At 47.0% G+C, this 5,938-nt stretch carries 6 protein-coding genes; 5 read left to right on the forward strand and 1 reads right to left on the reverse strand.

Annotation, left to right across the window (positions count from 1 at the left end):
• Positions 1–146: 146 nt before the first annotated feature.
• Positions 147–1,223 carry a DUF2652 domain-containing protein gene (locus VIM87_RS12840; protein ID WP_331997380.1) on the reverse strand — a complete coding sequence of 359 codons (1,077 nt, stop codon included), beginning with the start codon at positions 1,221–1,223 and terminating at the stop codon, positions 147–149.
• A 34-nt stretch (positions 1,224–1,257) separates the two neighbouring features.
• On the opposite strand from VIM87_RS12840, the gene VIM87_RS12845 reads away from it, so the two are divergent.
• The 5 genes from VIM87_RS12845 to VIM87_RS12865 all read left to right on the forward strand — a co-directional run.
• Positions 1,258–1,500: a hypothetical protein gene (locus tag VIM87_RS12845; RefSeq protein ID WP_331997381.1), complete on the forward strand. Its 243-nt coding sequence runs from the start codon at positions 1,258–1,260 to the stop codon at positions 1,498–1,500.
• A gap of 302 nt (positions 1,501–1,802) precedes the next feature.
• Entirely contained in the window at positions 1,803–2,822 is a 1,020-nt protein-coding gene (locus tag VIM87_RS12850; protein ID WP_331997382.1) for an acyl-CoA thioester hydrolase/BAAT C-terminal domain-containing protein, read from the forward strand.
• A gap of 82 nt (positions 2,823–2,904) precedes the next feature.
• Complete coding sequence (locus VIM87_RS12855; RefSeq protein ID WP_331997383.1) at positions 2,905–3,852, forward strand: AraC family transcriptional regulator; 948 nt, start codon at positions 2,905–2,907, stop codon at positions 3,850–3,852.
• 75 nt (positions 3,853–3,927) lie between these two features.
• Entirely contained in the window at positions 3,928–5,598 is a 1,671-nt protein-coding gene (locus VIM87_RS12860; RefSeq protein WP_331997384.1) for an RICIN domain-containing protein, read from the forward strand.
• A 215-nt stretch (positions 5,599–5,813) separates the two neighbouring features.
• The coding region (locus VIM87_RS12865) for an SDR family NAD(P)-dependent oxidoreductase (protein WP_331997385.1) at positions 5,814–5,938 on the forward strand (125 nt) is incomplete at its 3' end.

Raw genomic sequence — 5,938 nt, forward strand, 5'->3', positions numbered from 1 at the left:
TCTTCATTCTGCGTGCTGATCAAAACTACCGGTGTGCCGAAGTATAAAATAGCGGGATCTGTGCTAAGGTGCATATACAATTGTTTTGTTTACCCTGCAAATGTAGCGGTGCACCTTTGGCCGGGAAACCCGGTTCTTGCGGAATATTAGAACGGCGGAACCTCTATTTCCTGCAACAGCGGTTCCAGCGCTGCCAGGGAGTCCTGCAGGTCTTCTTCCACCCGGGCTTGTTTGACAAGCTTAAATAACAGCTGGTTTACAGGATTTTTATGCGTGTAATAAGCCAGCGTGAAACGGCTGGTATGCTCATCCATCTTTTCCATAAAGAAATGGAGGGAATTCTTCTTATTTGCATCGGTTTCAGTGAGCACAATACTTTCATCCGGATTATAGGCAAAGCTGCTGACATATACTGTACGCTCTCCTTTTTCCAGCTCATAACGGTACCGGTTGCCAATGCCCGGCAGCTTATGATCTACATCATGTACGGCTTTTATTCCTTTTTGCCAGCGGTGACGGAACTCCGGGTGGCAGGCGGTGTAAAACAGGTTTTTAATGTTGACATGATAGACCTTGCTGGCAGCCACCATTTTTGTCTGCTGCGCCAGCTCCGGGCTGGCGGGGTAATCCGGCGGGATCTGGTCCTTCAGAGAGCTTAGCTGTGTGTAATGGAAGGGAATGCTGCCCGTCTCCGTTTGTTTGGCGCTCTGGTTCCACTGCATCCACTGCGCCAAACCTGTGGGCGGGGCGCCGGGCAGCAGGCTTTCAGTTACCAGCCAGTATTCGTGCTGCTCAATATCGTTCTTCAACAGCTGGTGGGCAACAATAATATCCTTTCCAATGAGCTTACTGAAGTTCTTAACGTTATAGCTGGTGAATTCCCCGTAGTGGGTAATTACTTTCAATGACAGGCTAACGGCCGATACGCAGGCTTTGCACTGGCATAAACGGCGGTATTCATAGGCAATGAGGTGACGGTGAAATTCGCAGAACATCCGCTCTACCTGTTTATAAATAGCTTCCAGCTGCAGCGGTGCGCCGAATTTATAGAACAGGATGGCGTCTCCTTCTATTTCAGAAATTTCCAATCCTACCTGGTTGGCGTTGATGAGGATCTCCAGGAGGTCCTGGATGATATAACGGCTGTGTTCAATTTCTGTTTCCGTTACAAACCGGGTGAAGCCGCTTATATCGGGAATAAATAGCAGCCCTTTGTTTTCCATTTTTCTTTTAAAGTTAGTATAAATAGTAGTTTTTGTGAAAGGTTTGGTGGTTTCATATAAGTTGCTCTTGGAAAGTTTGGGAGCGGTTGTTGGAGGGGCGTTTGTTTGTGGGCTTTATTTGCAGGAATTTTATTGCGGGCCTTTTGTTTTAGATGTTTTTCCGCAGGCCTTTTCCGCAGGCCTTTTTCCGCAGGCCTTTTTTCTGCAGACCTTTTTCCGCAGGCCTTTTTCCGCAGGTCCAACGCCGGACTGCGCCCGCCTGTTTGGATGGCTATGATACGGAGGGTTGGCATATCGGCGTTGTAGCGCTATGGGACGGTATCAAGCCGGTGACGCCGGGCAAGGTCCTTGCTTTGGACCTGCGGGGCAAGGCAGGTACTGCACCATACTTCCTGTTATTTATTAACCAGATAATTTACTAACCAGATAATTTACTAATTTAAACGGTTATAAAACATCTCAGGGATAAAGCTTCCATTAACCTATGGGACTATTAAAAATTAAAGTGTCTTCTAAATGAAAGTCAATGACGTATCATTCGGGTCGTTCGGATCATTCCTAAAACTGTTCCTTCCGGTTATGCTGTTTTTTACTCCTTTCTCTAATAATCTAAAAGCGCAACCATTAACACCGAAAGATAATGGATTAAAAGAGATCACACTTAAAGACCCGGATCTGGGTTTAATACGATTTTATGTTGACACAGAAAATATTAAGAAAAGGGCGCCTTTATTCATTGAAGTTAACGGCAGCGGAGGACTGCCCTTGTGTATTTATATAAAAGGAAAGGGATTTAGCGCCCTGTCCAATACTTTTAACGCTGCTGTTATAGCAGCGACAAAAAAGAACTTCCATTATATCATATTGGGAAAGCCAGGAACCCCATTCTGCGACACCATCAATACGAATGATGACGTAAAACATTATGATCAACATGCTTTAATTCAAAACTATAAATATTCTAAAGAATATACGGCAAGACTGAGCCTGGATTGGCGGGTTAAGGCCACGAAGCGGGTTTTAACCTATATGCTGCAACACAACTTCTGGGACGGAACCAGGATCGTAGCGTACGGTTATTCTGAAGGAGGACAGGTAGCACCTGCCTTAGCAGTTGCCGATAAAAGGGTTACCCATGTTGTATCGGTTGTTGGAAGCGGATTGAACCAGTTCTATGATGAGATCATGGCCTGGAGGATTAAGGCGGCAAAAGGTGAAATAACGCAGCAACAAGCCCAGGATAGCATTGAGGCTCGCTTAAAGGAGATTAAAGAAATTTACCGGCACCCGGAAAATACAACAATGGAATATGCGGGTCATTCTTATAAAAGATGGGCAAGCTTTGGCAAAAATCCACCTTTCGAAGAATTACGGAAGCTAGACATACCTATTTTCATGATTGCCGGCACTGCGGATAGCAGCTCGCCTGTTTATGGCCTGGATTATGTTGAGCTTGATTTCATCAGGCTTGGTAAAACAAATTTAACTTATTCCCCATGCGTTGGCTGCGATCACTATCTTAACAGCACTGAAAATGGCAAAGTGATAAATCATGGAGATGACTACCTGGTGAAGATCCTGAAGTGGTTAGGGCAATAGGATTTTTGCCCTGATAATGTGTGAAATCCCAATTGTAAAAATGGGAAAACCGGCGTATTTTGCTAATAATCAGCCTGCATCCATGTCACAGCATAAGCAAACAGCACCGATCATTATCTATAATACCTTATACGATCAGTATGTTGCACAGGGATTACCCCTGGGTAACCTGAACGAGCATACGCAGTTTACTATTCACAGCCTGAAAGATATTCTTACCAGCCTGCCTTTTCAGTCGGAAGTATATAAGCCGAACTTCTTTTCCTTTGTGTTTGTTAAGGATGCCAATGGCCGGTACACAACCGACGATCATGTATTTAAGACAGAACCTTACATGATCTACTTCACCAATCCCGGGCATTATAAATCACATTACTGGGAGCGGCTGGGTGAAGTGTACCTGGTAACGCTGAGCGAAGGCTTCCTGAAAGAGAATGTGCACCCGCGCATTTTTGAGGAGTTTTCTTTCCTGCTGTCGGAAACCGTGCAGCCGCGGGTGGTTGGCCCGGAGATCTATGCGGAGTTTGAGCAGCTGTATTTACAGGTGGAGCAGGCCTACCTGTCTGACTCTCCCTATAAGAACAGGATCATCGGCAACCTGTTTGTGGTGATCTTATTAAAGGTGAAGGAATATTTCTGGGAAGATTATAATCCCATTTATGAGGGTAACCGCAGCTCGCAGATCGTAAAGGATTTTAAACGGATGCTGGAACAGCATTACCGCGACCTGCGCAACGGTAAAACGGAAAAGGTGTTCCGTGTACAGGACTATGCGGATGCCCAGCACCTGCACCCCAACTATTTAAGTAACGTTATTAAAACTAAAACGGGCAAAACCATCAGCACCTGGATTACGGAAAAAACCATTGCAGAAGCTAAATCCCTGCTGCAGCATTCCGCCACCCCTATTAAGGAAATTGCCTACCAGCTGGGCTTTGCGGAGAGTACCCACTTCAGCAACTACTTTAAGAAATATACCGACCTCTCCCCTGTGCTGTACCGGAAACAATTCGGGCAGCCGGCATCCTAGAATTATTTTTGCTAATCAGCTAAACTATTATCTTAACAACGGATCGAATTTATTAATCATTAAAAAATTCCCGTTATGAGAACCCTCACCCTGTTTGCGGGCGCGTATGCGTGCCTGTTATGCTGCAGCTGCGGAAAAAATAATGAGCGCGCCGCTGACCGCTCTGTTAACCAAAAGCTATCTGCAGTTTCCGCCACCGCTGTTAATGCCAACATTGCGGATTACACCATTTACACCTTTTCCTGCGTAGCCGGGGGCAAGTACATGGAAGTTACCGGCTTCCCTACCTACAATGAAAAGTATGACGATCAGCGTAAGATCACCCAGTACGCCAGCTCTGTTTCAGATGGCGTGATTGACGGCTGGCAACGCTGGCATATTATTTACAAGACCACGGTAAATAATACGCGGTATTATCATATCCGGAATGTATTCAGCGGCAAGCTGCTGGATGTGCCGGGCGGCTCAAACGTATCCGGTACGCAATTACAGCAATACTTTGAGTTTCCCCTGTTAAGTGATGAGCAGCTCTGGAGCATTGAGCCTGCGGCTACCACCGGCGCCTACCGCATTATTAATAAAGGCAGCGGCATGGCCCTTACCAATGCAGGATCATCCACCGCCGACGGCACCCCTATTACCCAGGAAACGGCCGGTACCGGCACTAACCAGCAATGGATCTTAACTGCCCGGGAGGCCGATACTTACCGGGATGACCGGGTAGTACGTTTCTTTAACCGCAACAGCAGCTCCATGGGATCAGTAGCTTTTGATGAAGGCACCAGCATTCCATTGAGCAACGGCAAAGTGCTGTGGGTAACCCAGGATGCCTGGGATGGCGCATCCCTGCAGCCCAATGGTAAATTCAGCTGCAATTCTTTTTTCAGCTATGGTAATTCTATCCTGATACAACCGTCTACCGGTAACTGGGATGCTGCTTCCACTCCCAATATGACCCGGGATTCCAGCGCACAGGGGCGTCCTAAACAAATGTGCGACATCCAGCCCGGTAATACTTTTGCATGGCCCGGCCCCGGGGTAGAAATAGGTAACCACGTATACATCCAGTGCGGGGAAGGCTCCGGCTTAAGCCTCAGTGATCAGTCATTATATGATCTCACAGAGAACGCGGGCACCAAATGGCAGGTAAAACGCACCACACCGGCCGGCATGTCGGGGCAAAATGCTATCAACTATGCCGCAGGCATGGTAAAAGCATCGGATGGCTATGTATATGTTTTTGGAGCGCAGGCAACCGGTTTCGGTTATACGAACAATGTGCATGTGGCCCGCTTCCCTGTAAGCAACCCGCAATCATGGACGTTCTGGAATGGCGGCAGCTGGGTTAGCAGCCCTGTTACCGGCGATGGCGCACGCATTACCGATGCCCTGGGCACCGCTGCTGTTGCCTATGTAAATGGAAAGTATGTGATGGTAACCATGGATCAGGGCTTTAACTGTGATAACAGCCGTAATATTTATACCGCTACCGCCACCAGCCCCACAGGGCCATTCACTGCCCGTAAGCTGGTGTATACTATTAAAGAATACCTGTATGGCAATTATGCCCGGTATTATACCCCGGCTATACATCCTGAATCCGTGAACGGGCGCAATGAGCTGCTGGTAACCTATTGCCTGAACTTCTCTGCCTGCGGGGTGGAGGATTGTGTAAACGGCTACCTGGACCCCTATTTTTACAGGGTGAAAGGCATAAGGGTGCCTTATGGGAAAATCGGACTATAATGCCGAACGCTTAACGCTGAATGCTTAACGCTGATTGTGTTATGCTGTTTGCAAAACCATTCGCAGTCCTAAGCGTTCAGCGTTATGCATCAGGCACTAAGCATATCTTAGAATTTTGTACCTAATAGTGTAATATTTGCACTTTTAGGGGGCGTGCATCATAGACCTTTGTATTGTCAACAACGAACAATTGTAAACAATAAAAACAAAGTGATATGAGCACGCTAACCAACAAAATTGCATTAGTAACCGGCGCATCCAGGGGTATTGGCGCTACGGTTGCCCGTTACCTGGCTGCTGCCGGTGCTAAAGTTGTGATCAACTATGCCGGTGGCAAAGA

Source organism: Chitinophaga sp., assembly GCF_036569125.1.
In the GTDB taxonomy this organism is placed as follows: Bacteria; Bacteroidota; Bacteroidia; order Chitinophagales; family Chitinophagaceae; genus Chitinophaga.

Bases quoted from the DNA above. Each gene is read 5' to 3' on its own strand.
- VIM87_RS12860 (WP_331997384.1), top strand. From the start codon at position 3,928: ATGAGAACCCTCACCCTGTTTGCGGGCGCGTATGCGTGCCTGTTATGC.
- VIM87_RS12840 (WP_331997380.1), bottom strand. From the start codon at position 1,223: ATGGAAAACAAAGGGCTGCTATTTATTCCCGATATAAGCGGCTTCACC.
- VIM87_RS12855 (WP_331997383.1), top strand. From the start codon at position 2,905: ATGTCACAGCATAAGCAAACAGCACCGATCATTATCTATAATACCTTA.
- VIM87_RS12850 (WP_331997382.1), top strand. From the start codon at position 1,803: ATGCTGTTTTTTACTCCTTTCTCTAATAATCTAAAAGCGCAACCATTA.